The sequence below is a fragment of the Pseudomonas sp. zfem002 genome, assembly GCF_032621685.1.
GTDB classification, from domain to species: domain Bacteria; phylum Pseudomonadota; class Gammaproteobacteria; order Pseudomonadales; family Pseudomonadaceae; genus Aquipseudomonas; species Aquipseudomonas japonica.
Window position 1 is genome coordinate 1 of the sequence record NZ_JAVYJH010000016.1, and the last position, 26553, is coordinate 26553.

General features: G+C 66.3%; 16 protein-coding genes. 10 read left to right on the forward strand and 6 right to left on the reverse strand.

The window, feature by feature from the left end; translation table 11 throughout:
- Positions 1-258: 258 nt before the first annotated feature.
- A complete protein-coding gene (locus RTI28_RS18260; protein ID WP_316921763.1) occupies positions 259-5154 on the reverse strand; it encodes an alpha-2-macroglobulin in 4896 nt (1631 codons plus the stop codon).
- 187 nt (positions 5155-5341) lie between these two features.
- Between RTI28_RS18260 and RTI28_RS18265 the strand changes: the two genes are divergently transcribed.
- Together RTI28_RS18265 and RTI28_RS18270 are read left to right on the forward strand one after the other, a co-directional pair.
- Entirely contained in the window at positions 5342-6688 is a 1347-nt protein-coding gene (locus RTI28_RS18265) for an MATE family efflux transporter (protein WP_316921764.1), read from the forward strand.
- Between the two features lie 94 nt (positions 6689-6782).
- Positions 6783-7259, forward strand: a complete 477-nt coding sequence (locus RTI28_RS18270) for a hypothetical protein (protein WP_316921765.1) — start codon at positions 6783-6785, stop codon at positions 7257-7259.
- A gap of 47 nt (positions 7260-7306) precedes the next feature.
- Here the strand turns inward: RTI28_RS18270 and speA are convergent, their stop codons facing one another.
- The 4 genes from speA to RTI28_RS18290 all read right to left on the reverse strand — a co-directional run bounded on the left by speA (position 7307) and on the right by RTI28_RS18290 (position 11595).
- On the reverse strand, positions 7307-9220 hold the full coding sequence (speA, locus tag RTI28_RS18275) for an arginine decarboxylase (protein ID WP_316921766.1): 1914 nt from the start codon (positions 9218-9220) through the stop codon (positions 7307-7309).
- A 200-nt stretch (positions 9221-9420) separates the two neighbouring features.
- Positions 9421-9792: a translation initiation factor Sui1 gene (locus RTI28_RS18280; RefSeq protein WP_316921767.1), complete on the reverse strand. Its 372-nt coding sequence runs from the start codon at positions 9790-9792 to the stop codon at positions 9421-9423.
- Between the two features lie 196 nt (positions 9793-9988).
- On the reverse strand, positions 9989-10525 hold the full coding sequence (locus tag RTI28_RS18285; RefSeq protein ID WP_316921768.1) for an NUDIX hydrolase: 537 nt from the start codon (positions 10523-10525) through the stop codon (positions 9989-9991).
- Entirely contained in the window at positions 10525-11595 is a 1071-nt protein-coding gene (locus tag RTI28_RS18290) for a DUF2333 family protein (RefSeq protein ID WP_316921769.1), read from the reverse strand. The genes RTI28_RS18285 and RTI28_RS18290 overlap by 1 nt, the downstream gene beginning before the upstream one ends.
- 282 nt (positions 11596-11877) lie before the next feature.
- On the opposite strand from RTI28_RS18290, the gene RTI28_RS18295 reads away from it, so the two are divergent.
- The 6 genes from RTI28_RS18295 (at position 11878) to accC (ending at position 20051) form a co-directional block, all read left to right on the forward strand.
- Positions 11878-13494, forward strand: coding sequence for a PleD family two-component system response regulator (locus RTI28_RS18295; protein ID WP_316921770.1), 1617 nt, complete (start codon positions 11878-11880; stop codon positions 13492-13494).
- Between the two features lie 1288 nt (positions 13495-14782).
- Positions 14783-15562, forward strand: a complete 780-nt coding sequence (locus RTI28_RS30395; protein ID WP_377698108.1) for a methyl-accepting chemotaxis protein — start codon at positions 14783-14785, stop codon at positions 15560-15562.
- A gap of 165 nt (positions 15563-15727) precedes the next feature.
- Positions 15728-17509, forward strand: a complete 1782-nt coding sequence (locus RTI28_RS18305) for a protein-disulfide reductase DsbD (RefSeq protein ID WP_316921772.1) — start codon at positions 15728-15730, stop codon at positions 17507-17509.
- A 175-nt stretch (positions 17510-17684) separates the two neighbouring features.
- A complete protein-coding gene (aroQ, locus tag RTI28_RS18310; protein WP_042127997.1) occupies positions 17685-18137 on the forward strand; it encodes a type II 3-dehydroquinate dehydratase in 453 nt (150 codons plus the stop codon).
- Between the two features lie 88 nt (positions 18138-18225).
- Positions 18226-18690 (forward strand): acetyl-CoA carboxylase biotin carboxyl carrier protein, encoded by a 465-nt coding sequence (gene accB, locus RTI28_RS18315; RefSeq protein WP_316921773.1) that lies wholly within the window; start codon positions 18226-18228, stop codon positions 18688-18690.
- A 17-nt stretch (positions 18691-18707) separates the two neighbouring features.
- Positions 18708-20051: an acetyl-CoA carboxylase biotin carboxylase subunit gene (gene accC / locus RTI28_RS18320; protein ID WP_316921774.1), complete on the forward strand. Its 1344-nt coding sequence runs from the start codon at positions 18708-18710 to the stop codon at positions 20049-20051.
- A gap of 69 nt (positions 20052-20120) precedes the next feature.
- Here accC and RTI28_RS18325 read toward each other — a convergent pair whose 3' ends face one another.
- Positions 20121-24074 carry a dermonecrotic toxin domain-containing protein gene (locus RTI28_RS18325; protein ID WP_316921775.1) on the reverse strand — a complete coding sequence of 1318 codons (3954 nt, stop codon included), beginning with the start codon at positions 24072-24074 and terminating at the stop codon, positions 20121-20123.
- 174 nt (positions 24075-24248) lie between these two features.
- Here RTI28_RS18325 and prmA point away from each other — a divergent pair, with 174 nt between their 5' ends.
- Both prmA and RTI28_RS18335 read left to right on the forward strand, forming a co-directional pair.
- On the forward strand, positions 24249-25127 hold the full coding sequence (gene prmA, locus RTI28_RS18330) for a 50S ribosomal protein L11 methyltransferase (RefSeq protein ID WP_316921776.1): 879 nt from the start codon (positions 24249-24251) through the stop codon (positions 25125-25127).
- Between the two features lie 37 nt (positions 25128-25164).
- Entirely contained in the window at positions 25165-26517 is a 1353-nt protein-coding gene (locus tag RTI28_RS18335) for a DUF3426 domain-containing protein (protein WP_316921777.1), read from the forward strand.
- Positions 26518-26553 lie beyond the last annotated feature (36 nt).

The following is a 26553-nucleotide window of genomic DNA, read 5'->3' on the forward strand; positions in this document are numbered from 1 at the left end:
GTCCACCTTGCGTTTCACTACAGTTGTCGTCACTCATTCTGGTCACCGCTTTCAGGTGACTGATTTTGGCCCATGCCGGGCACACTGGGAGCGGGCGTTGCCCGCGATGCGCCGCGCGGGCGGCGCTCGATCTGGAGGGCGCTGCAAGACTCAAGGCAGGCACCTGGTGGCCTTGATGCGGTTCCCCGACAAGCCTTCAAAGATGTGCATATACCTATGCTCATCGCTGGCAAGCCAGCGATGAGCCCTTATGGTCCCTTACCGCCCCTTGATAACCATCTCCCCCACCGTCTCCCCAACCGCCTGCCACTCCGGCCGGTACATCGACTCCACCTGCGGCGGCGGAATCCGGTAGCTGCCCGGGGTCACCGCCCGCGCCAGGTACAGCAGGTGAGTGGTGCCATAACCGTCGAGGTTCAGCGCCGCCACGTAGCGATCGTCACGATACTCCTGGTGCGCCACATTGGCGTTCTCCATCGCCTCGCGCCATTGCTTCACCGCGCTGCTGGCGTTTTCCAGGCTGGCGGCGCTCTGCGCGAGGTTCTGGTTTTCCAGTTCCAGACCGGCCGGCAGCAAGTCCACCACCAGCGCATCCGGCACCCGCGCCTTGGCCTGGATCGCCAGGTGCACCAGGACCAGATCGCCGCTTTCCAGCGCCTTGAGGTCCAGCGCCTGGCCGTTCATGCCCAGGTACTCGCGGCGAATACTCAGGTTGTTGCCACTGGCCGGCGGTGCCTGGCGCGGATAACCGGAAAGGGTCAGGCGCTGATACAGGGTCTGTTCGCCTTCGTTGCTCACACTCAGCGGCGCGGCCAGCAACGGGCCCTGCAGGTGCACACCGGAGCGGGCCGGGCTCAGTTCGCGGACCTGGCCGGCACTGTCCAGCCGCGCGCGCCATTGCCCTTCCGGTTGCTGGGCAAAACCACGCCCGGCGAGGAACAGGGCGTTACGCTCCTGGGTCGACAGCCACGGGCTCGCCGCCAGTTGATCGGACAGCTTGAACAGGCGATCCGCAACGCTGTCGCCGGCCAGCTTGTATTCATCGAGCAACGCCAGGATCAGCGCCTGGTCACGCAGCGGGCTGCCATAGTCGGCCATCCAGTCCTTCTCGCGATTGACCGCCAGCCCCGCCAGCAGGGCCTCCTGCCCGCGCGGCTTGTCGCCCATGGTGTCGAGGGCGATCGCCAGTTGCACCAGCGGCAACCCCGAGCGCGCATCGGCGCGGCGCTCGAACAGACTGCGCAAGGCCCCCAGCGGCGCCTGCTTGCTGCGCGACAGCACCAGCGCGGCATAGGCCTGCACGGCGAAGCGGGTGTGCTCGATGTTTTCGCTGTAGTTCACCTCGATCAGGTTGCGCTCCTGCACGTAGCGCAGCAGGCGCTCGCTGGCCTTCTTCAAGGCCTCGGGCGGCACCGCGAAACCCTGCTCGCGGGCACGCAGGAGGAAGTCGGTGACATAGGCGGTCAGCCAGTATTCCTCGTCGCTGTCGGAACTCCACAGGCCGAAGCTGCCGTTGTAGCGCTGCATGCCAAGCAGGTGCTCGATGCCGATTTCGATCTTGCGCTTGCGCTCGTCGGCCGGCTCGCCCTCGATGCCGAGGCGCTCGAGTGTCGCGGCGTCGGCGTACAGCGACGGGTACAGGCCGCTGGTGGTCTGCTCCAGGCAGCCATAGGGATAGGCCTTGAGCGCGCGGATCTGTTCGGCGAGGTTCAGCGGCGGCCGGCTGGACAACACCAGGCTGCCCTCCAGGCCCGCCGGCTCGAACAGGGCCAGGTCCTGTTCCGGCAGGCTCCACGGCTCGCCCGTCAGGGCAACGCGGTAGTGCTTGAGCTGCGCCGGATAGGCCGGGCGCACGCCGAGGGTCCATTCGCGGGTGAAGCCGGTATCGCTCTCGCCCGGCAGTACCAGGCCATCGACCCGTACAGTGATGCGGCCCTGGCCGTAGCCACCCTGGGCCTGCACCGGAATCTGCAGGGTCAGGCGCTGGCCCTGCTTGAGTTTCAGCGCCTGATGAGTGCTGCCCAGCAGATCGAGCTGGCCTTCGCTGGCCAGGGTCACCGCGAGGTTCTGTGCCTGCCCGGAGAGGTTGGACAGATCCAGCGCCAGGCTGGTGCGGTCACCGCCGGCGAGGAAGCGCGGTGCCGACAGCTCGGCCACCAGCGGCGCGGCGACCACGGTCTTGCCTTCGGCGACGCCGAAGCGATCCTCGCTCCAGGCCTGGGCCATCAGGCGCAGTTCACCATTGAAGTCGGGAATGTCCACCGTGGCCTGGCCCTTGCCCTCGGCGTCGAGGGTCACCGGCGCACTCTGCAGGGCGACGATGGTCACGCTGGTGTCCGGCCGCTTGCCGCCCTTGGCCATGGCCGCGTCGCCACCGAAGGCGAGGCTGGCCAGCCGGCCCTGGCCGGCTTCGATCAGCTGCCCGTAGATGTCCAGCTGGTCGGCGCCATAGGCCTTGCGCCCGAACATGCCGGTGAACGGGTCGGGGGTGACGTAGCTGGTGATATTGAGGATGCCCACGTCCACCGCGGAGAGCAGCACCTGGACCTGCTTCGGCACGCTGCCGTCGGCGTTGCGCGCCTGGATCGCGACCGTCAGCGGACGCTTCGGCCGCATCTTCTCGGGGGCCTCGAGGGTGAGCGCCAGCTTGCGCTCGGCGCGATCGAGCGGCAGGTGGAGAATGCCGACGGCGCGCTTGGGCGTGACATTGGCCTTGCGCTCGCCCGGACGAATGACCAGGGCGCTCAGGTACAGGTCATGCCGGGCCCATTGCGGATCGAGCTTGACCGCGAACGCCTTGCCTTCGGCAGGCACGTCGATCTCCTGCCACCACAGCGGACCATCGCTGCCCTCGACGATCAGATAACCCTTGCCCGCAGCCGGCGGCGTGACGGTCACGTTGACTGTCTCGCCGTCCTTGTAGGCCGGCTTGTCCAGGGCCAGGCGCACCTGGTCGGGACGCACGGCCCCGCCATCGGCGTTGTCCTGGGCGCGATAGCCGGCCCAGAAACGCAGGCTGCTGGTGACGCCGGTGGCCGGATCCTCCACTTCGACGCGGTACGGGCCCCACTCCACCGGGAAGCTCAGTTTGGTGGTACTGCCCTGCGGCACGCTGACGGTCTGCTCGCTTTCGGTGAGGTATTTCTCGTTGAAGTTGTAGCTCCAGCCGTCGCTCTGCGAGTAGTTCCAGTAGTAGTCGCGACGCTCGCGGACCAGGCGTACCCGCAGGTTGTCGGCGGCCAGCTTGTTGCCGTCGCGGTCGGCCATCAGCAGCTCGATTTCCACCGGCGCGTCGCCGTCGGTTTCTTCGCCGTCGAACAGACCACGCAGGCCCGGCAGGCGCTCGGCCGGCCAGATCGGTTGTTCCAGGCGGCGAGTGATCGGCCGGCCGCCGGACTCCTGCAGGCTGGCCTGCACCGTGAGCTGCAACGGCGAGCGGACCTCGGCCCATTCGCTGGCAACGCTGATCAGCGCGTTGCCTTCGGCATCGAGGGTGCTCTCTTCTAGGTCGAGGTCGTGGCTCAGTTCACCCTCGGTGACCGAGCCGAACTGATAACCGGGCAGTGCCGGCACCGCTTCGCGCAGGGGCCGCACGTAGACCTGGCCGCTGAGGCGGTTGCCCGCCGCCGGGGCGCCGTACAGGTAGCGCCCGTTGACTTCGATTTCCGCGGTCTGCTCCGGGCTCAGCGGGGTATCGCTGCCTTTCAGTTCGAGGGCCAGGCGTTCGGGCAGGAAGTCCTCGACCAGCACTTCGAAGACCTGGCGCTTGCCACCGCCGAGGTCGAACAGCAGTTGCCAGCGGCCGGTCGGCGCCTCGCCATCCAGTTGCAGCCGGTACTGGTAGAAGCCATTGGAGTCAGCCTCCCAGACGAACTGGCGACTGACCTGCTCATCCGGACGACGCACCTCGACATTGATCGGCTGTGGCTTGACCGGCTTGCCGTCGCGGTCGCGCAGCAGGCCGTTGAGCAACACGGTCTCGCCGGGGCGATAGAGATCCCGCGGGCCGAAGACGAAGAACTGCAGGGGATTGGCCTGCGGGCCGGTGACGGTGAACTCGGACAGGTCCAGCGCCGAGGTGTTCAGGCGCAGCAGCGTGGTGTGCTCGCCCTGGCGGGCCAGCAGCACGTCGGCCTTGGGCGGCAGCGGCAGTTGCGCGTGGCCACTGCCGTCGGTCTTGCCCTGGGCGAGCATCTTGCCGTTGTTGTCGAGCAGGTCCAGTTCGATGCCGCTCAGGGCCTTGCCGCCTTCGAGCGCCTGGGTGAACACGTCCAGGCGGTTGCTGTAGCGGTGCACCGAGAGGCCGATGTCGCTGAGGGTGAACAGGGTCGCCGGCTGCGAATAGTTGTAGGTGCCGGACTCACGCATCACCGCCAGGTACACGCCGGCTTCCTGCAGCGGCTTGATCCCGGCCATGGGCAGGAGCAGGGTTTCGCGGGTGTTGGCCGCGGGGTTCAGGTCGAAGCGTCCGGCATAGACCAGGTCGGCCATGGGCAGCAGGTCGCGGGCTTCATAGCTCTGCAGCGAACTGCTGCGGCCCCAGGCGGCGAGGAAAGCGGGCAGCGATTCGGACTTGATGCGGAAGAACTCGACATCGACCTTCGCCACGTTCAGGGCGATCACCGGCAAGCCCTCAGCCAGTCGCGTCGGCAGCAGCGAACCGCGGCTGGCGAAACCGATGCTCGGCTCCATGTCGCGGGTTTCCAGGCGGCTGACGTACTCGTTGGCGAGCTGCTTGCCGTTGACGCTGCGCAGCCCGGCATCGAGGGTCAGGACCAGCTTGCGCTTGGGTTCGAGGTGGCGCAGGCGCAGTTCCATGCGGTTGTCGGAGAGCTCCCAGGCGCCGTCGACCTTGCCCTTGGTGGTGTCGACCAGGTGCAGGCGCTCGTCGAAGCGCTGGTCGGCCGCAAGCGGGGCGGAGAAGGTCACCGACAGCGCGCTGGCGCCATCGACCTGGACCTCCGAGACATCGACCACATTCAGTTCGCGGCCGGCGTAGCGCTGGGCCAGGGCGGCCTCGTCGACCACCGCCGTGGCGGCCGCAGGCGCGCTGGCGGCGGCTTTTTCCGCCGGAGCGGGTTGGTCGACGGAAGACGAATCACACGCGCTGAGCAGCGCCAGGGCGCAGGCCAGCCACAATCCTTTGTTCAGCATGGAGAGGGAACTCGTTCGGCAACGGGGGCAGACGGGAAACTATATATCAAGGCCGGTATTTTCACCGGCGCGGGACCGCAGGATGAGACAGGGTTCACCCGGCAAAGTGCCGCGGATGAGTAGAATGGGCGGCTATCGGCAAGCTCGCTCCCACGAGGAGCAACCTGCATCCACCAAGGACCCTTCAATGCCCGCACTCCTCAGCGCCTGGCGCGACCGCCCTACCCATCACAAGGTCTGGGCCCTGGCCGCGCCGATGATCCTGTCGAATATCTCGGTGCCGCTGGTCGCCCTGGTGGACAGCACGGTGATCGGCCACCTGCCCCATGCCCACCAGCTCGGCTCGGTGGCGGTGGGGGCCAGCCTGTATACCCTGCTGGTGGGGGTCCTGGGTTTCCTGCGCATGGGCTCGACCGGCTTCGCCGCCCAGGCCGCCGGGCGTGCCGACGGCAGCGGCCTGCGCCAGGTGCTGGCGCAGGGGCTGATCCTCGCGCTGCTGTTCGCCTTGCTCCTCGGCCTGCTGGCGATTCCCCTCAGTCATCTGGCGCTGAACCTGATCCAGCCCGGCGCGGCGCTGGAACAGGGCACCCGCGAGTTCTTCACCATCCGCCTGCTCGGCCTGCCGGCGGCGCTGGCCACCTATGCCCTGGTCGGCTGGTTCCTCGGCACGCAGAACGCCCGCGCGCCGCTGGCGATCCTGCTCACCACCAACCTGCTGAACATCGTCCTCAACCTGTGGTTCGTGCTGGGCCTGGACTGGGGCGTGGCAGGCTCGGCGCGGGCCTCGGTGATCGCCGAATGGGCCGCGGCCCTGCTCGGCCTGGCCCTGACCCGTCCATCGCTGCGCGCCTATCCGGGCAAGGTGATCTGGCCGCTGCTGGCGCGCTGGCAGAGCTGGCGGCCGCTGCTCAGCGTCAACCGCGACATCTTCATCCGCAGCCTGGCGCTGCAGGGCGTGTTCTTCCTCATCACCGTGCAGGGCGCGCGCATGGGTGAAGCCACGGTGGCGGCCAACGCCCTGCTGCTCAATGGCCTGCTGGTGACCGCCTACGCCCTCGACGGGCTGGCTCATGCGGTGGAAGCGCTGTGCGGTCATGCCATCGGCGCCGGCGACCGGCCGGCCCTGCGCCGCGCGCTGGTGGTCGCCGGCGGCTGGTCGCTGCTCGCCAGTGCCGGGTTCGCCGTGCTGTTCCTGCTGGGTGGGCACCTGTTCATCCAGCTGCAGACCGATATCCCCAGCGTGCGCGAAACCGCCTTCGAATACCTGCCGTACCTGGCGCTGCTGCCGTTGATCGCGGTGTGGAGCTACCTGCTCGATGGCCTGTTCATCGGCGCCACCCGTGCCCGGGAAATGCGCGATGCCATGCTCCTCAGCGTACTCATCGCCCTGCCCTTCGCCTGGCTGGCGCGGGACCTGGGCAACCATGGGTTGTGGCTGGCGTTCCTGTTGTTCATGGCGGTGCGCGGGGTGACGCTGGGGGTGATGGGCTGGTGGTTGCAGCGGCGCGATGGGTGGTTTGTGCATCAGCCATGAAAAGCATGGGCGATCACACGCTGTCACATACCTTCCTTTGACTCGTCCTGCTCTCTGGTGGAAAAAGCTGCGTCCCCACGGTTGGCGAGACTCGATGAACAATCCGGAAAAGGCGCCCAGGAAGGGTTCAGGGCAGGCTTCGGCCATACCGCATCCTGCGACCTGCAAATGGTTGATCACCGGTTTGCTTGTGCTGGTAGCAGCTCAGGCATTCTGGATTTTCAATCCCGCTCCAGCGCCGACACTGAGCAATGTCATCAAAACCACCCCCATCGGCGAACACAGCGCCGTCTATGAGGTGCTCAGCAACTCGGGCGGCGCCACCGTTCCACTGGTCTATCGGTATTTCATTGCAGACCGGGAACCCGATGAAGTCCGCGCCCTGAAGATGCTGAAAGCGCACACACCGTTCCTGGTCACCCGACAATCAGATGCCATCCGCGCGGTAGAAGGACTGAAAATCACCGCACTGACCCATGCCAGAGTCTATGCATTCAGCAACTCTGCGCTCCTGCGGGAAAACGGCGAAATCCAGCCCGTCACCATCGACCTGAGCGCAACCAGCGACTGACCCAAACGAAAACGGCCCGCAAGCGGGCCGTTTTCATCTCCAGTGCCTTACGACGACAGGTACGAAGACCGCGTCAGGCCCAGGCGCAACGCATCGAGGAACTGGGTCCGCTCGCGTTCGCTGATACGCGCACTGGCCACCTTGTCGCGGTAATGCGTCATCAGTTCCTCCGGCGACAGGTGCACGTAGCGCAGCATGTCTTCGATGGTGTCGTGGGTCTCGATGCCGGCGTGGTACACGCTGCCGTTCGGGTTCTGGTAGATGTTCACCGAGTCGGTGTCGCCGAACAGGTTGTGCATGTCACCGAGAATCTCCTGGTACGCACCGACCAGGAACACGCCCAGCAGGTAGTCCTCGCCTTCCTTGACCGCATGCACCGGCATGCTGGTCTCGATGCTCTGCTCGTCGACGTACTGGTTGATCTTGCCGTCGGAGTCGCAGGTCAGGTCCTGCAGCACGGCGCGGCGCAGCGGCTCCTCGTCGAGACGGTGCAGCGGGATGATCGGCAGCACCTGGCCGATGGCCCAGGTGTCCGGCAGGCTCTGGAACACCGAGAAGTTGCAGATGTACTTGTCGGCCAGCTTGTCATTGAGCTCGTCCAGCACCTGGCGGTGCGAGCGCTGGCGGGCTTTCAGCGAGTTGTGCAGGCGCCGGCACACGGCGAAGTAGCACTGCTCGGCCAGGGCCTTCTCGGCCAGGCTGATCTTGCCGTCGGCATACTGCGCGGCCACGTCGCTCATGTAGTGGGTGGCGCGCCAGTAGGTCTCGGTAACCATCTCCAGGTCGGTCGGACCCAGCAGGTCGGCCAGCCACTGCACGGTTTCCGGCAGGGCTTCCTTGTTCTCGATGGTCGGCACTTCGTCGTTGTGCTTCTCGACGTCGGTGACCTGGATCACCAGCATGGCGTGGTGCGCGGTCAGCGAGCGGCCACTCTCCGAGAAGATGTGCGGATGCGGCAGGCCCTGGGCATCGCAGAACTCCTTGAGCATGCCGACCACGACACCGGCGTAGTCGTCCATGTCGTAGTTGATCGAGCTGGCATTGCGCGAGTGGGTGCCGTCGTAGTCGACGCCCAGGCCACCACCGACGTCGATGTGATCGACCGGCAGGCCCAGCCCACGCAGCTCGCCGTAGTAACGGATGGCTTCCTTGAAGCCGTGCTGGTAGTCGGCCAGGTTGGCAATCTGCGAACCCATGTGGAAGTGCAGCAGGCGGATGCCCTGGTCGAGGCCGGCGTCACGGAAACGCTGGACCACGGAAATCAGCTGCGCCGCGGACAGACCGAACTTGGACTTCTCGCCCCCGGTATCCGCCCACTTGCTCGACGCCAGCGACGACAGGCGCACGCGCAGGCCGACCTGTGGCTTGACCTTGAGCTCGGCGGCCTCTTCGATCACCAAGGCCACTTCCGACTCTTTCTCGATGACGATGAACACGTTGTGGCCGAGCTTCTGGCCCATCAGCGCAAGGCGGATGAACTCGCGGTCCTTGTAGCCGTTGCAGACGATGGTGCCGCCCTTCGGCGCCAGCGCCAGCACCGCCAGCAGCTCCGGCTTGGAACCGGCTTCGAGGCCGATGGAGACGTTCTGCGTGGCGATGATGTTTTCCACCACCGCTTCCTGCTGGTTGACCTTGATCGGGTACAGCGCGGTGTACTGGCTCTGGTATTCCAGGCGCGCGATGTTGGCGTCGAACGCGCCGGTCAGCTGGCGCACGCGGTCCTGCAGGATGTCGGGAAAGCGCACCAGCAGCGGCAGCGACAGGCCGCTCTTGCGCAGTTCGTCGACCTGCTCGTACAGGTCGATCGGCGCGCTGCCCGGACCGTTCGGGCGCACTTCGACGCGCCCGGCTTCATTGATCGCGAAATAGCCCGCGCCCCAATGGCGAATCCCGTAAACACTGCGGCTGTCGGCCACGGTCCATTGGCTGCCATCGTCTTTGCGTGTGCGTCGTACGGACATCGAAGTCCCCTATAAAGAAAGTCGGATAACACCGGCCATGCGGGAGGGCGCAGTGTACAAAGTGAAAATGACGATTTTCCCTGTTCGGGCTTGGACCCTTCCCAAGGCAACGAGTTTAGACGCTGGGCGAAAAGCCCCGGGTGCCCCGCTCCGTGCCCGCGCGCTGCACGCGACGGACCAACGAAACGGAAAGCAGGCGATCAGCCGCCGGATTTCTTCGCTTTGAAGCCCTGTTTGAGCAGCTCACCGAGCAGCAGCTCGACATGGTCGCCCTGGATCTCGATGACGCCGTCTTTCAACGCGCCACCGGTGCCGCAGCGCCGCTTCAGCGTGCTGGCGAGGTCCTTGAGCTGTTCCAGAGGCAACGGCACGCCCGTGATGGTGGTCACCGTCTTGCCGCCACGACCTTTGCTTTCGCGGCGCACGCGAGCGATGCCATCGCCTTGCGGGATGTCCGTCTGCTTGCAGATGCAGGCATCGATGGGTTTGCTGCAGTCCGGACAGTGCCGACCCGCATCGGTGGAGAACACCAGGCCGCCCAGGGCGGAGAATGACGAGGCTTTCTTGGCCACTTTTGATCCTCGGGTTTGAGGACAAAAAACTGGTCGCGGACCCGGGCGGGACAACGACCGCGAAGCCCCACTCTGGCAGGGGCAGCGCACCTGTCGCGAATGGCTTCGCGGCAGGGTGAAAAGGCCGCGCAGTGTAACGGCAAATGTCCCGCTTGCTAAGTACAGAACTGCGCCATTTCGGGCAATTTTCGCGACATCAGGCTTGACGGCCGAAGGCCCTGGAAAGCGCTGCCAACGAGTCAGGGCAATAGGCCAGTATCCGCGACTCTTCCCAGACCACTTCCAGGTTGACGAAACGGGCCTCGCTGACCTCTTCCGGCTGCAGTTGCAAAGGCCCGTCCCAGACCGCCGAGAACACCGCGCACCAGAGCCGGTTGCCGGGCTGGTCGAAGAAGAAACGGTCGTGGGCGCGCAACTCGACCCCGCTCACGCCCAGCTCTTCGGCCAGCTCGCGGGCGGCCGACTCGGGGTAGTCCTCACCCGCCGCGACCATGCCGCCGGCCGCCACATCCCAGTAGCCGGGATACAGCGCCTTGCTCAGGGTGCGCTTGTGGATGCACAGCTGGCCGGCGCCGTTGAACAGCAGGATGAAGGTGCAGCGACCGATCAGGCCGCGCTCGCGCAGCTCGGCGCGGGGCAAGGCGCCGAGCAGGTTGTCGTCTTCGTCGACCCAGGCGACCTGCTCCTGGTCCGAGGCGGCGCGGTGCGCCGCCTCCGCTGCGCTGATGCTCATCAGCCTTGCGACAGCAGCTGGCGCAGGTCGATGACCGCGGCGTTGGCCCGGGAGATGTAGTTGGCCATGACCAGCGAGTGGTTGGCCCACATGCCGAAGCCGCTGCCGTTCAGCACCATCGGGCTCCACAGCGGTTCCTGCGAGGCTTCCAGCTCACGGATGATCTGGCGCACGCTGACCGTGGCGTTCTTCTTCGCCAGCACGTCGGCGAAGTCGACCTCGATGGCGCGCAGCAGGTGCGACAGCGCCCAGGCCTGGCCACGGGCTTCGTAGAACACGTTGTCGATCTGCAGCCATGGGGTTTCCACCAGCTCTTCGTCGACCTGCGGCGCCTGGCCCGGCACCACGGTTTCGGTCTTCAGCGTGCTGTTCAGCTTGACCCGGCCGACGCTCGCCGACAGGCGCTGGGACAGCGAGCCGAGACGGGTGGCGACATCGCCCAGCCAGTTGTTCAGGTTGTCGGCGCGGGTATAGAAGATCGCGCCGGAATCACCGGTGGCCAGACGGGTCTGGTAGCGGGTCAGGGACTTGATGCCTTCCTCGAACTCGGACTCGCTCGACGGCAGGATCCAGCTCTTGTTGTCGAAGTTGAAGCGCGGCTCGGCCTTGGCCAGGTCGGCGTCTTCGGTGGACTGCGACTGGGAGCGGGCGAAGTCCTTGCGCAGGGCACGGGACAGGTCGCGGACCTGCACCAGCACGCCGTATTCCCAGCTCGGCATGTTGTCCATCCACAGGCCCGGCGGGAAGCGGTCGTTGGAGATGTAGCCGCCCGGCTTGTTGAGCAGGGTCCCGGCGACGGTCTTGAGGGTCTCGACGGTGGTGTAGCCGACCACCATCTGCTGGCCGCCACGCTCGGCGGCGGCCTGGGCGTTCTGCTGCACCGGGAACAGCTCCGGCTCCTGGCTCCAGTACCAGCCCAGGCCGATGGTCACCAGCAGATAAAGGCCGATCAGCGCGCCCAGCGAACGGCTGAGCAGCCCGCGAAAGTAACTGCCGCTCGCCGTGGCGCGGCCGGCGCTGCGCTCCTCGCGCGACTCGGTGCCGCCTGTACGGTTTTTCCAGTCCAGCATGGCGTAGTCCTTATTTCAGTCAGTGCGTTTCCAGGGTTCGACCGCGGCATCCGGGCATTGGTGCCAAGCATCGCTGCTGTCCGCAAATGCGCCGGCGTCGGGTGCGACCAGGGTGGCAGCAACTATAAAGCAAGGGCGGCGGATCGCATAAGCGACTGTGGGGTCACGAAATGAATGTTCTCCGGCGTCAATAAATTGATACAGGGCACTCGTTTGCCCGAAAAGTGGTGCTAGCATAGAGCCATCACTCGAACTGCCTCATTTCTAATAAGTAGTCAGGACATGACCGAGCCAGAAGACCCGAATCGCGAGCGACTGAAGCAACACTTTGCCCAGCGGGTCATTCACCAGGCCCGGCAGATCCTGGAAATCTGGCAGCGCCTGCAGCGCAACGAATGGTCCAGCGGCGACCTCGGCGAACTGTGCGAGGCCAATCTGCGCCTGCAACGCTATGCCGAACGCTTCGAACAACCGGAACACACCCAGCTGGCCGAAGCCATCGGCCAGACCCTGGCCGCGGTCGAGGCCAACAGTGCGCGGCTGAGCAGCAGCCTTATCAGCGAGCTCAACCGCCTGATGCAGCGCCTGTCGCGCACCGGCCTGCGCCAGGGCGACCGTCTCGAGCAGACGGTCCTGCCGCCGCTGCGCAAGCCGGTCTATGTGATGCTGCAGGACCACGACCGCGCCGAACGCCTGGCCAAGCAGCTGGAGTTCTTCGGCCTCGGCGTGGAACCGCTGTACACCGCCGACGCCTTCCGTGCCTCGATGAGCGAGCGCCTGCCCTCGGCCATCGTCATGGACGTGGACTTCGGCGGCAGCGGCCTCGGCCTGAAACTCGCCGAGCAGGCCCAGCAGGGACTGGAGCAGCGTGTCCCGCTGCTGTTCTTCAGCCTCCACGAAACCGACACCCCGACCCGCCTCGCCGCGGTCCGCGCCGGCGGCCAGGAATTCCTCACCGGCACCCTGGAAGCGTCGAGCCTGCTGGAAAAGGTCGAACTGCTCACCAGCGTCACTCAGTACGAACCCTTTCGCGTGCTGATCATCGACGACTCGCGGGCCCAGGCCCTGCACACCGAACGCCTGCTGAACAATGCCGGGATCGTCACCCGCACCCTCACCGACCCGATCCAGACCATGGCCGAGCTGGCCGATTTCCAGCCCGACCTGATCATCCTCGACATGTACATGCCGGCCTGCACCGGCACCGAGCTGGCCAAGGTGATCCGCCACAACGACCGCTACGTCAGCGTGCCGATCATCTACCTGTCCGCCGAGGACGACCTGGACAAGCAACTGGATGCCATGAGCGAAGGCGGCGACGACTTCCTGACCAAGCCGATCCGCTCGCGCCACCTGATCACCACGGTGCGCAACCGCGCCGCACGCGCGCGCAACCTCAAGGCGCGGATGGTCCGCGACAGCCTCACGGGCCTGTACAACCACACCCATATCCTGCAACTGCTCGAGGACTGCAGCTTCCGCGCCCGCCGCGAGAACCGGCCGCTGAGCTTCGCCATGCTGGATATCGATCACTTCAAGAAGGTCAACGACAGCCACGGCCACCCCATGGGCGACCGGGTGATCAAGAGCCTGGCGCTGTTTCTCAAGCAGCGCCTGCGCAAGACCGACTTCATCGGGCGCTACGGCGGCGAGGAGTTCGCCATCGTCATGCCCAATACCGATCTGAATGCCGCGCACAAGGTGCTCGACGAGATTCGCCGGCGCTTCGCCGAGATCCATTACCCCGCGCAGCCGCAGGATCTGTTCTGCACCTTCAGCGCCGGGGTGGTGGAACTGAACGACGACCTCGACGCCCTGAGCATGGCCACCGCCGCCGACGAGGCGCTGTATCGGGCCAAGGGCGCCGGGCGCAATCGGGTGCAGCGCGTGGAGCCGTGAAATCAAATGGCCACTTTTTTTGACCGAGTCGCCCGGCTCGTCATAACACTGCAATAAAAACGCAATAAGTTCAGTGACTTGCCTACAGCCGTCGGTAGTCACGCACATGCGCCTGAAGCTGCTCACCAATCTCAACACCCTGTTGCTCGTCCTCGTCTGCCTCGCCCTTGGCGCCACCCTCTGGTGGTCGCAAAAGGCGCTGGAGCGCCCTTACCTGCTGATGGAGCGTTACCTGGGCCTGTCCCAGCAGTTCCAGAACCAGGTGGCGCGCAATATCCAGACCTATCTCGGCAGCGGTGACGCGCTGCAGCACGCCACCGCCCTGCAGGCCACCCAGGACCTCCAGGAGGAGCTGAAACAACTGCCGCAAACCCTGGCCCAGAGCGTCCGCCCGAGCCTGGACAGCCTGGCCCTGTTCGCCAGCAACGAACTGCTCGCCGCCGGCAAGCTGGCCGGCGATCCGCAGGCACTGCTGCTGCAGGCCGAACGCGAGATGGGCGCCAACCTCGAACAGTGGCTGCGCTATGCGCAGAACAGCGGCAACCCGGAGGGCGAGCGCTATACCCCGGCACTGGTCGAGGCCGGCCTGCACCTCGGCCGCCTGTCCCTCGCGCGCGACAAGCTGGTCAGCAGCGGCCGCAGCGAACTGGCCGAGGAAGTCGAGCGGGAACTGAACCTGATCGCCGCGCAGGCCAAGGTCCTCGACGCCCTGCCGTTGCTCGGGGTCAAGGACGCCAGCGCCTCCGGTTCCGACGATTTCGCCGCAATGATGGGCCTGGCCAGCGAGAGCAAGAGCGAGGCCGAGGACAGCGCCATCGGCCTGCGCCGCGAACTGAACAGCCTGGTCGGCCGCTACCCGGCGGAACTGCAGCGCACCCGCGAGCTGATCCAGCGTCGCAGCGAACTGGCCGCCACCACCCAGTCGCGAATCGCCGCGGTACAGCAGGCGATCGCCGACCTGGAGCCGGGGGTGCGCAGCCAGCATGGCCAGATCCAGAGTGAAGTACGCCTGATGCAGGGGGGGATGATCGCCCTGATCCTGCTCATCGCGCTGGTCATCGACCGCCTGCAACGGCGCCTGGCGCGGGTGCTCACGGCGCTCGACCCGGCGCTCTCGGAATGGGCCGGTGGCGACTTCAGCAAGCCGATCGACCTGCCGCCGAGCAACCGCGAGATGCACGATATCCAGGACTCGCTGAACCGCCTGCGCGACTACCTGGTGGAACTGGTCGGGACCATTCGCAGCAACGCCGAACAGGTTGCCGGCAGCAGCCATGCCCTGGCGGGCATGAGCAGCGCGCTGCACGACGGCGCCGAGCGCCAGGCCGGCGATACCGCGCAGATCCGCGACGCCCTGGGCGAGCTGGAGGCGACCATCACCCAGGTCGCCGGCGATGCCAGCCAGGCCGCCGATGCCAGTCGCCAGGCCGGTCTCGCAGTGGAACAGGGCCAGGCCGTGATCGGCCAGAGCCTCACCGGCCTGCGCAAGCTGGTCGATGAAGTGCAGGGCAACGCCCAGGCCATCGAGGAACTGGCCCAGGAGTCGGCGACCATCGGCGGCGTACTGACAGTGATCCGCGCCATCGCCGAGCAGACCAACCTGCTCGCCCTCAATGCCGCCATCGAAGCGGCGCGGGCCGGGGAAATGGGCCGTGGTTTCGCCGTGGTGGCCGAGGAAGTACGCTCGCTGGCTCAGCGCACCACCGGCGCCACCGGCGAGATCCAGACCCTGATCACCCGTCTGCAGCAGGCCGCGCGGGAGTCGGTGGACGGCATGCGCATCCAGCTCGAACACGCCGAGGCCACCGCCGACCAGGCGCAGGCCGCCGATGGCGCGCTGGACGAGATCGTCACGGCGATCCAGACCATCGCCGATACCGCGGTGCGGATTGCCGATGTGACGGCGCAGCAGAGTGGTGCGGTAAGCGAGATTCGTGACCACAGCGAGCGGATTCATGACCTGGGCGAGGACAACCTGCAACGGATCGGCGAGGGGCGCGACCAGGGCGAGCAACTGTTGCGCCTGGGCGGGGAGCTGAATACGGCGGTGCGGGCTTTCCGCCTGTAGTCGCCCTTCCGGACCTCATCGCGGGCAACGCCCGCTCCCACAATGTCCGAGGCGACATCGAACCCTGTGGGAGCGGGCGTTGCCCGCGATGGACCGCGCAGCGGTCCCTGCATCCCCGCCGAGACTCCGCTATCATGCGGACACCTACGCCCCCGCGAGACCATCATGCGTCGTCTGCTTTGCCTCCTGCTGCTGGCCCTGGCCCTGCCCGCCCTGGGCGCCGGCCTGCTCGACAGCCGCCCCAGCGCCACCCTCGGCGCGCCGTCCCTGAACAACAGCGCCGACTTCCTGCCGGTCCGCGAAGCCTTCAAGCTCAACCTGATCCAGGGCGATGCCGAGGGCATCAAGCTGCGCTTCGTCCCCGCCGAGGGCTACTACCTCTATCGCCATCGCTTCCAGTTCCGCGCCGAACCGGCCGATATCGCCCTCGGCACCCCGCAACTGCCGCCGGGCGAGGCCAAGCATGACGAGTTCTTCGGCGATGTCGAGGTCTACCACGGCATTCTCGATATCGACCTGCCGCGCGGCGATGACAAACGCCCCTTCACCCTGGTGGTGACCTACCAGGGCTGCGCCGACAAGGGCCTGTGCTACCCGCCGGAAACCGAGCGCCTGAGCATCGCCGGCACGGGCGCCGCCACACCCGCAAGCGCGCCGGTCGCGGGCACCAGTAGCCAGTGGACGTGGAACAGCCTGCTGCTGTTCTTCCTCGCCGGCGTCGGCCTGACCTTCACCCCCTGCGTGCTGCCGATGCTGCCGATTCTCTCCGGCGTGGTCCTGCGCGGCCAGGTTGGCGGCTGGCGCGGGCTGTCCCTGTCGCTGGCCTACGTGCTGCCGATGGCCGCCTGTTTCGCCCTGCTCGGCGCCCTGATGGGCCTGTTCGGCGCCAGCCTCAACCTGCAGGCACGCCTGCAGTCGGCCTGGGTACTGGTGCCCTTCTCACTGTTCTTCGTGGTGTTCGCCCTGGCCATGTTCGGCCTGTTCGAGCTGAAACTGCCGCGCGCCCTGAACGACCGTCTCGACCGCGTCGCCGGCCAGACCAAAGGCGGTTCGCTGCTCGGTGCCGCGGTGCTCGGCGTGGTGTCCAGCCTGCTGGTCTCGCCCTGCGTCTCGGCGCCGCTGGCCGGCGCACTGCTCTACATCAGCGCCAGCGGCGATGCCCTGGGCGGTGCGCTGAAGCTGTTCGCCCTGGGCCTGGGCATGGGCGCCCCGCTGCTGCTGGTGGCCACCGGCGGCGCGGCCTGGCTGCCGAAAAGCGGGCCATGGCTGGTCACGGTGAAGAACGCCATCGGCGTGCTGCTGCTGGGCCTGGCCATCGGCCTGCTCAGCCGCGTCCTGCCCGGCCAGGTCACCCTGGTGCTGGTGGGCCTGCTGGCCGCCGGCGTGGCGTTGTTCCTCGGCGCCCTGGAGTTCGTGGTGAAAACCCCGCGCCAGCGCCTGGCGCAACTGCTCGGCCTGTTCCTGCTGGTCTACGCCCTGGCCTCGTGGTACGGCGCCCTCAGCGGCCAGAGCGATCCGCTGCGGCCGCTGCCCGTGGCAAGCAGCGGTGCGGTCGTCAGCCCGGCCGGCAATCAGGCCTGGCAGACGATCGACAGCCCCGCCGAACTCGACCGGATCCTGGCCGAGGCCAGGGCCGCCGGCCAGCCGCTGGTGCTGGACTGGTACGCCGACTGGTGCATCAGTTGCAAGGTCATCGAGCATGAGGTGCTGAATGCGCCGAACGTGCTGCCATTGCTCAAGGAATACCAGCTGGTGCGCTTCGATATCACCCAAAGCAGCGCCGAACAGCGTGCCCTGCTCGACCGCTACCAGCTGTTCGGCCCACCGGCGCTGCTGTTCTTCGCCGCGAACGGCAGCGAAAATAGCGCCGCTCGCGTGGTAGGCGAGACCAACGCCGGCGAATTCGCCGAACATCTGCAGCGCATTCGCGCCGATCTGCGTCTATAACTTCCCGGGGCCGCCGGAAAGCGCGGCCCATGACCGGGATTAATAAAATAGTCACATATTTTGCGCGAATCTCGCTCAACGTGCTGGCTATTGCAGGTAACTGGACAGTGCTCGGGTCTTTGCGGCATAGTCGCCGCGCTTGTAATCATGTCCTACAAAATCAAAGGATGCGCAGATGGCGACCCTACTGGTGCTGCACGGCCCCAACCTGAACCTGCTTGGAACGCGCGAACCCGGTGTCTACGGTGCCGTGACCCTGGCGCAGATCAACCAGGACCTGGAGCAGCGCGCCCGCGCCGCCGGCCACCATCTGCAGTACCTGCAAAGCAACGCCGAGTACGAACTGATCGACCGGATCCATGCCGCGCGCAACGAAGGCGTGGACTTCATCCTGATCAATCCGGCGGCTTTCACACATACCAGCGTCGCATTACGTGACGCATTGCTGGCAGTGAGCATCCCATTCATCGAAGTGCATCTGTCCAACGTGCACAAGCGCGAGCCATTCCGTCACCACTCCTACTTTTCGGATGTCGCCGTGGGAGTGATCTGCGGCCTGGGCGCCAGCGGTTACCGCCTGGCCCTGGAGTCCGCCCTGGAGCAACTGGCTGCCGGCGCAAAATCCTGAATAACGCGAGCCTGGCCGTCGCCGGGCCTACAAGAACGTTTGAATCACGTTCATACGACCCTGACCATATCTTGGGAGTTGATGATTAATGGATATTCGTAAAGTCAAGAAACTGATCGAACTGCTGGAAGAGTCCGGCATCGACGAGCTGGAGATCAAGGAAGGCGAAGAGTCCGTGCGCATCAGCCGCCACAGCAAGGCTCCAGCCCAGCAGTACTACGCGCCGGCCCCGGTTGCCGCCGCTGTCGCTCCAGTCGCCGCGCCGGTCGCCGCTGCCGCAGCCGCCCCAGCTGCCGAAGCCGCTGCGCCGAAGCTGAACGGCACCGTGATCCGCTCGCCAATGGTCGGTACGTTCTACCGCAAGGCTTCGCCAACCTCGCCAGCCTTCGTCGAAGTCGGCCAGAGCGTTAAGAAGGGCGACACCCTGTGCATCGTCGAAGCCATGAAAATGATGAACCACATCGAAGCCGATATCGGCGGTGTCATCGACGCCATCCTGGTGGAAGACGGTCAGCCGGTTGAGTTCGACCAGCCGCTGTTCACCATCGTTTGAACCGCGGAGAGCCTGCGATGTTGGAAAAAGTTCTGATCGCCAACCGCGGCGAAATTGCCCTGCGTATCCTGCGTGCCTGCAAGGAACTGGGCATCAAGACCGTCGCCGTACACTCCACGGCCGACCGCGAGCTGATGCACCTGGGCCTGGCTGACGAGTCCGTGTGCATTGGCCCGGCGTCGTCCAAGGAATCCTACCTGCACATCCCGGCGATCATCGCCGCCGCCGAAGTCACCGGTGCCACCGCCATTCACCCTGGCTATGGCTTCCTCGCGGAAAACGCCGACTTCGCCGAACAGGTAGAGAAATCCGGCTTCGCCTTCATCGGCCCGAAAGCCGACACCATCCGCCTGATGGGCGACAAGGTATCGGCCAAGCACGCCATGATCCAGGCCGGTGTACCGACCGTACCGGGTTCCGACGGCCCACTGCCGGAAGACGAAGAAACCGCGCTGGCAATCGCCCGCGAGGTTGGCTACCCAGTGATCATCAAGGCCGCCGGTGGCGGTGGTGGTCGCGGCATGCGCGTGGTGCACAAGGAAGAGGACCTGATTTCCTCGGCCAAGCTGACCCGTACCGAAGCCGGTGCCGCCTTCGGCAACCCGATGGTCTACCTGGAGAAGTTCCTGACCAACCCACGTCACGTGGAAGTCCAGGTTCTCTCCGACGGCCAGGGCAACGCCGTGCACCTGGGCGACCGTGACTGCTCGCTGCAGCGCCGTCACCAGAAGGTACTGGAAGAAGCCCCGGCTCCGGGCATCGACGAGAAGGCCCGCCAGGAAGTCTTCGCCCGCTGCGTCCAGGCGTGCATCGAGATCGGCTACCGTGGCGCCGGCACCTTCGAGTTCCTCTACGAGAACGGCCGCTTCTACTTCATCGAGATGAACACTCGCGTGCAGGTAGAGCACCCGGTTTCGGAAATGGTCACCGGTATCGACATCGTCAAGGAGATGCTCAGCATCGCCGCTGGCAACAAGCTGTCGTTCACCCAGGACGACGTGGTCATCCGCGGTCACGCCCTGGAGTGCCGGATCAACGCCGAGGATCCGAAGAAGTTCATCCCGAGCCCAGGCACGGTCAAGCACTTCCACGCTCCGGGCGGCAACGGCGTTCGCGTCGATTCGCACCTGTACAGCGGCTACACCGTTCCGCCGAACTACGACTCGCTGATCGGCAAGCTGATCACCTACGGCAAGGACCGCGACGAAGCCATGGCACGCATGCGCAATGCCCTGGACGAAATCGTCGTCGACGGGATCAAGACCAACATCCCGCTGCACCGTGATCTGGTCCGTGACGAAGCCTTCTGCAAGGGCGGCGTCAACATTCACTACCTGGAGCACAAGCTGGCTTCGGAGTAATCCCGCCGGTTGCACCTTGCGTTGAATGTGAAAAGCCCCGAACCCAGGTTCGGGGCTTTTTCGTTGGGCTCAACGGTCCAGGGTGGTCAGCAGCAATGCCTGCGCCCTGATCTGCGACGCGCTTGCCGGCTTGCCGCCGAGGGTCGTGACGGCGCCACTGCCGGTCTGCACCAGCGGATCCTCGCGGAAACGCTGGAGAAAGCGCATGGCCCGCCGGGCCAGGTCGCTCTGGGCACCACGGGTGGCATCCAGCAGGATCGGGTCGATCACCCGCTGCACGCTGGAGCGGGTACTGGTGAAGACGCTGGCCGCGCCATCGACGAGGTCGAGGCGAACCCCGTAGATGTTGCCGAAGCACGACGAATACGACCAGTGATCCCAGTCCGCCATGATCCCCCGGTGGGCCAGCGCCGAGCGAATCGGGCCGCCGATGTCCGCGCCGGACGACAGCCAGTCGCCACCGACCAGGGTCGCACTGATCCGCCCCTCTTCCCCGCCCTGGCGAATCCCGCTCAGCGCCGAGTCCAGCGCGTCGTCGATCAGCCGGCCGATGTTGTGATCGATATGGATCATCGCCCCACAGCGGGTCACCGGGTTGTACAGGCAAGCCACCACGCAGCTTTCGATGTTCAGCGAATACAGGTAGTTGTCGGTGATGCCCGGGTTGAAACCGGCGACCAGCCCTTCGCCCTGCAGCACGCATCGCTCCGGCAGCGGATTGGTGCGCGCAGGGAAGGCATCGAACACCTCCCGCACCTGCCCCAGGTAGACCGTCGGTGCACCACCGCGCAGGCCGACCTGCCCGTTGAACTGCCAACGGTTGCCCGGGCCGAGGCGGATCGGCACGCGGTATTGCGCATCGGGCCTGCGTGGGTCGATCAGGCGCAAGGTCTGGTACTCACGATCATGCACCACCTGGAAATAACGGCCACGATCGCGAACGTAGAAGGCCACTTGCCCGCTGTCGTCGCTGCGCTGGAACACCCCGCGCCAGACCCCGCCTTTCTCCATGCTGCGCAGGTTGTCCGGAACGGTTTTCAGGGCGCGCTGCTCGTCCAGTACCGAAATCAGCGCGCGCTCGCCCTGGCGCACGCCCGGCCGGGCCTGCTGGGTGACCTGGTTCCAGCGACTGACCTCACTGACCTTGCGCACCCCGGCGCGCGAGGCGTGCGTCAACGCGCCCCAGGCACCCGGCAGGGCGATGCCCCAGAGCGTCGCGGCCACCCCCAGCCAATGGTCCAGCGCGGCGGCATCGTCATTGGCCATGTGGCTGCGGATCGCCTTGATGCTGCCGATGGCGATGAACACCGCATCGAGCAGGAACCCCAGGGGCGGAAACGCCAGGCTCAGGGGGAAGGCGGCATACAGCAGGCCCTTGGTCACTTGCGCGACGATCACCTCGTGGCGACTGCGGGTCACTTCCTCGATATCGCTGATGTGGTTTTTCAGTTGCTCGTCGTACTCCGCCGTGAAGTCGCTGATGCGGTTGCCTTCGCGCAGGGCATCGCGGCTGGCCTTGCCCTTCGCCAGTTGCCCCAGCCATTGCGACACCGCCGGACGATCGACGAAACGCAGGTACTGCAGGTACCAGTCGTGCATCGCCCCGCGCTCGCTGCCCACGAAGCTCTGGTACTTGCGCAACGTCAGCCCGTCGGGGGCCTGCGGGGTATACAGCCAATCCTGCGCGACATCGCCGACGACGCGACGGAACACGTACAGGCCGACACTCCTGCGTCCGTTGAGGGTGAAACGGAACACGCCGCTGCTGGCGATGTTGTCCGCCGAATCGCCCTGCAGCGGGCGGGCCTCGCCGAGCTGCTCGATCACGCCGAGCAACCAGTCGCGTTCATCGACCGTGATCATCTGCTTGCCATGGGTCGCATGCACATCGCGCAGCAGGGTCGTGCGCGCCATGCGCAGGTGCAGGGCGCGACGCGGGGCGTACTGTGGATGGCTGGCATCGAGGAATTCCTTGCGCAGCGACTCCGCGTAACGCTCGCCGAGGAAGACACCGCGCAGCCAGATCGCCAGATCGGCGGCCCGCACCCTGCTCAGGTCCTGGCCAACGGAAGAGCGTACCGGCATCCGCGGGTTGTCCAGGCCCCAGTTGTCATCGTGGCCGTACATGGCCAGATCGAGCAGGGTGCGGGTGATCTTTACCGATGAGTCCAGCCCCGGCACGAAGTCGAAGAGGATGGTTTCCGGGTCGACCTCGCCGACCACGCCACAGTCCTTCAGGTAGCTGGCGAGGCTGGCCTGGACGGTGCGCCTGGAGAACGCCAGATAGCTTTCCTGCTCGCTGACCCGTTGCTGCATCGCCTCATTGAGCAGGCGCAGGTCCTCATTGAGCCCGGCGATCAGGCGCCGCTTGCTCACGGGCAGCTCCTGCAACCAGCGCGGCGCCTCGTACCAGGCCACCTGGTCGAGGTGATTGTCCCGCCCCAGTTCGACCAGGTGGCGACTGCACTCGGCATAGCCGTAGTGCGGGCCGCGATGGTCACGGCGCAGGTCCCAGAGCTCCGGGCGCTCGCGCACGTTGGCGTAGAACGCCTCGGCCTTGGCCTGCCCGCTGACGTTCAGGCGGTCGAGCAGGTAGCGAGTCCCCGCCTCGTCGCGCAGCCATCCGCCCAGCTCCGCTGCCAGGGCGCGCAGCGACGGCAGCTCGATCCACTCCTGGCCATCCGGCTTGCCCGGGGCATAGAGCACCAGCCCCGACAGTTGCCCGCTACTGTCTTCGCCATGGAACAGCATCAGCTGCGCCAGGGGTTCGTCGGGGAACTGCGAGACGCCAGTGACCTTTTCGCCCGGCTCATCGCGGCCGACGCCGTTATCCGCGCGGACCCGCATGACCAGGTCATGCCCCTCGCGACTGAGGTGTCCCTTGCAGAGGGCGATGAAGGCGCTCTGCTGCAGGCACACATCGTTCAGGTCATACAGCGCCGCCAGCACATCGGTACGGGCGTAGCGCTCGGTCAGGCAGCGATGGTAGCTGGCGCGCGGATCGACCTGCGCCAGCAGGGCGCCGAGGAAGTCGTCCGGCAGGCTCTGGTTGAGCGCGCCCTGCACCCGCGACAAGGTGCGCGACTTGCCCGGATCCGCCTCGAACGGCCCTTCCGCGACCAGTTCGGCGAGCCGGGTGGTGCGACTCGCCGGGTAATCGGAATGGTTCAGGCGCGTTTCCACCCGTAGTTCGTCCGGTTCGAGCTCCACACCAAGCACCGCCCGGGCCCGCGCGATGATCTCTACCCGGGAGTGGGCGTACAGCGATTCCACGTCTTCCAGCAGCAGGCGGACCTGCTCGCGCAGGAGCGCGACGTGCTGCTGGAAATCGCGCAGGGTGTCCAGCTCGTCGCGGCTCAGGCCGGCGAACCAGTCGCCCAGCGCAGTGCGAATCAGGCCATCGATCTGCCGCCGCTCCCGGTCGGGCAGCCCGCCGCCGTCCTCGAACGACGCGCGCCAGCGCGCCTCCATGTCGCTGATGTGCTGCCGCAGGGTCTGGCTATCGAAGCGTTGCAAGGATTCCTGGCGAAACAGGGATTTCAGCTCGGCGCAATGCGCCTCCTGGCGAGCGAGGAATTTCTCGCCGATGACGCTGCCGCCATCGAGCCCGGCCGGGCGCTGCTGCCACTGCCGCTGCAAGGACTCGCAGTAGTCACCCACCACGCCCGGGGCGACGCCCTCGATGGTCTGCAGGATGCTCTGCCGACGCTCGTCGGCCTGTTCCACGCGGGTTTCCGCAGGCAGCGCGCCGGCCAGCTGGCTGAGGATCCCCTGCGGCTGCTCCTCGAACGACGGCAACTGGCCGTCGATCAGCCGCTGCAGCAAGGCCTCCAGCAGTGCCTCGGGAAACGAGGGCGCCACGTCGCCCTGGGGATGGTAGGTGCGCAGATGCAACATTAGTTGCTCGCGGGCGAACATCTCGAAGAACGGTTGCCCATCGAAGAACCGGTGAATCCACAGTTCCCAGCGCGTCAACTCCAGCAACGACAGGCGTCCAGGCCCGTCGGTTAGGTCGATGCTCATCATCTGACTCCTTGTTGAATGGAGCCATGGAGGGTGAGCGAGCGATGCCGTTGGGAGGTGATAGATAGTTAGGGCCGTGACGCCAGGCGCGGGTTATCCACTTTGCAGCCTGGCTGGCGTACACTGGCGGGCTTTCGCAGCACTGTGCTGAATCTCCCTGGTGAAGGTACCCCCATGCCCTGGTTACAAGTTCGTCTGGCTATCACTCCGGAACAGGCCGAAACCTATGAAGACGCCCTGCTGGAAGTGGGCGCGGTTTCCGTGACCTTCATGGACGCCGAAGACCAGCCGATCTTCGAGCCGGACCTGAACACCACGCCACTGTGGTCCAACACCCACCTGCTGGCGCTGTTCGAGGCCGATGCCGAGCCCGAGGCAGTGTTCGCCCACCTGCAACTGCTGACCGGCGCCGAACTGCCGGAGCACCACGCCGAGGTCATCGCCGACCAGGACTGGGAGCGCAGCTGGATGGACAACTTCCAGCCGATGCGTTTCGGCCAGCGCCTGTGGATCGTGCCGAGCTGGCATGCGGCGCCGGAGCCCGATGCGGTCAACCTGCTGCTGGATCCGGGCCTGGCCTTCGGCACCGGCACCCACCCGACCACCGCGCTGTGCCTTGAGTGGCTGGACGGCCAGGATCTGAGTGACGCCAACGTCCTCGACTTCGGCTGCGGCTCGGGCATCCTCGCCATCGCCGCGCTGCTGCTGGGCGCGCGCCGCGCCACCGGTACCGATATCGACGTGCAGGCCCTGGAGGCCTCACGTGACAACGCCGGACGCAACGGCATCGCCGAAGCGGACTTCGACCTGTACCTGCCCGAGCAGATGCCGGCCATGCAGGCCGATGTGCTGGTCGCCAACATCCTCGCCGGTCCGCTGGTGTCGCTGGCGCCGCAGCTCAGCGGCCTGGTGCGTCCGGGCGGCCTGCTGGCGCTGTCCGGCATCCTCGCCGAACAGGGCGAGGAAGTGGCCGCGGCCTACGTGGCGGACTTCGACCTCGACCCGATCGTCGTCCGCGATGGCTGGGTGCGCATCAGCGGTCGTCGTCGTTAACTAGACTAGTTTTCAGCTCACCCCTCCGGACCGCCGCATGACCGACAGTTTCGTCACCCAGTGCCCGCATTGCCAGACCAGCTTTCGCGTCAGCCACAATCAGTTGAGCGTGGCTCGTGGTGTCGTCCGCTGCGGTAATTGCCTGCAAGTGTTCAACGCCGCCCGCCAGTTGCTGGAGCAGAATGCCGCGCTGCAACCGGCGCCCGCGCCTGATCCCGCCCCGGCGCCCATCGCGCCGCCGGCGGTGGCGGCAGCCGAGCCGCCTGCCGCACCGCAGCCAGAACCAGTGCCAGACGTACCGCCGGAGCAACCCGCGGCGCCCGCATCGGCAACGAAGCACTGGAACGATGTCGAACTGGCCGACCTGGACCTCGACCAGCTCGACCTCGACCGTGAGCTGGCCCGTCTCGAACAGCGCGAAATCCAGCCCAGCGTGGACTTCCATGCGCCCCCGCGGCGCGACGACAGCCTCAGCGCCCAGCGCGACGATCCGCGCAGCGACGAACTGCTCGAGGATGGCCTGTTCGGCGCCGCCAGCAGCGAACCCGAGGTCCACGAGCCGACGCTCGACGAGCCGCCGCTGCAGGAAGTGCAAACCGCGGCGCAGCTGCTCGACGAGCCGCTGGCCGACGAACGCACCGAGCCGTCACTGTCCCTGGACCTGACGGCGGCGGAGGACGACGTGCCGCTGACGCGCTCGGCGCCCCTCGCGGCCGATGACGAGGATCCGACCGACGGCGTGCCGCGCCTGTCGGCCCGCGACGACGATCAGGACGACATCGCCGCCGACGAGCGTCGCGACCCCGCGCTCGGCGCACTCGCCGAACCTTCCCGGTCGCCGCGCAAGGAGCCCCTGATCGACCTGGTCGACGACCCGCTGCAACTGGACTGGCAGAAACCGCGCAGCAACCTCGGCAAGCGCCTGCTCTGGCTGTTCCTGATCCTGCTCGCCGCCGCCGCCCTGGCGGGCCAGTACATCTGGTACCACTACGACGAACTGGCCCGCCAGGACCAGTACCGCCCCTGGTTCCAGGAGATCTGCCCGACCCTCGGCTGTGAAGTGCCGTCCAAGGTCGATATCGCCAGGATCAAGAGCAGCAACCTGGTGGTGCGCAGCCATCCTGACTTCAAGGGCGCGCTGGTGGTGGACGCGATCATCTACAACCGGGCGTCGTTCTCGCAGCCGTTTCCGCTGCTGGAGCTGCGTTTCGCCGACCTCAACGGCCAGTTGATCGCCAGCCGTCGCTTCAAGCCCGCCGAGTACCTCAGCGGCGAGCTGGCCGGCAAGGCCGAGATGCCCAGCCAGACCCCGATCCACATCGCCCTGGACATTCTCGATCCGGGGCCCAAGGCCGTGAACTACAGCCTCAGCTTCCGCTCGCCCGAGTGATCCGCGCTGCCCGACGCCGGCTTTCCGGCGTCGGGC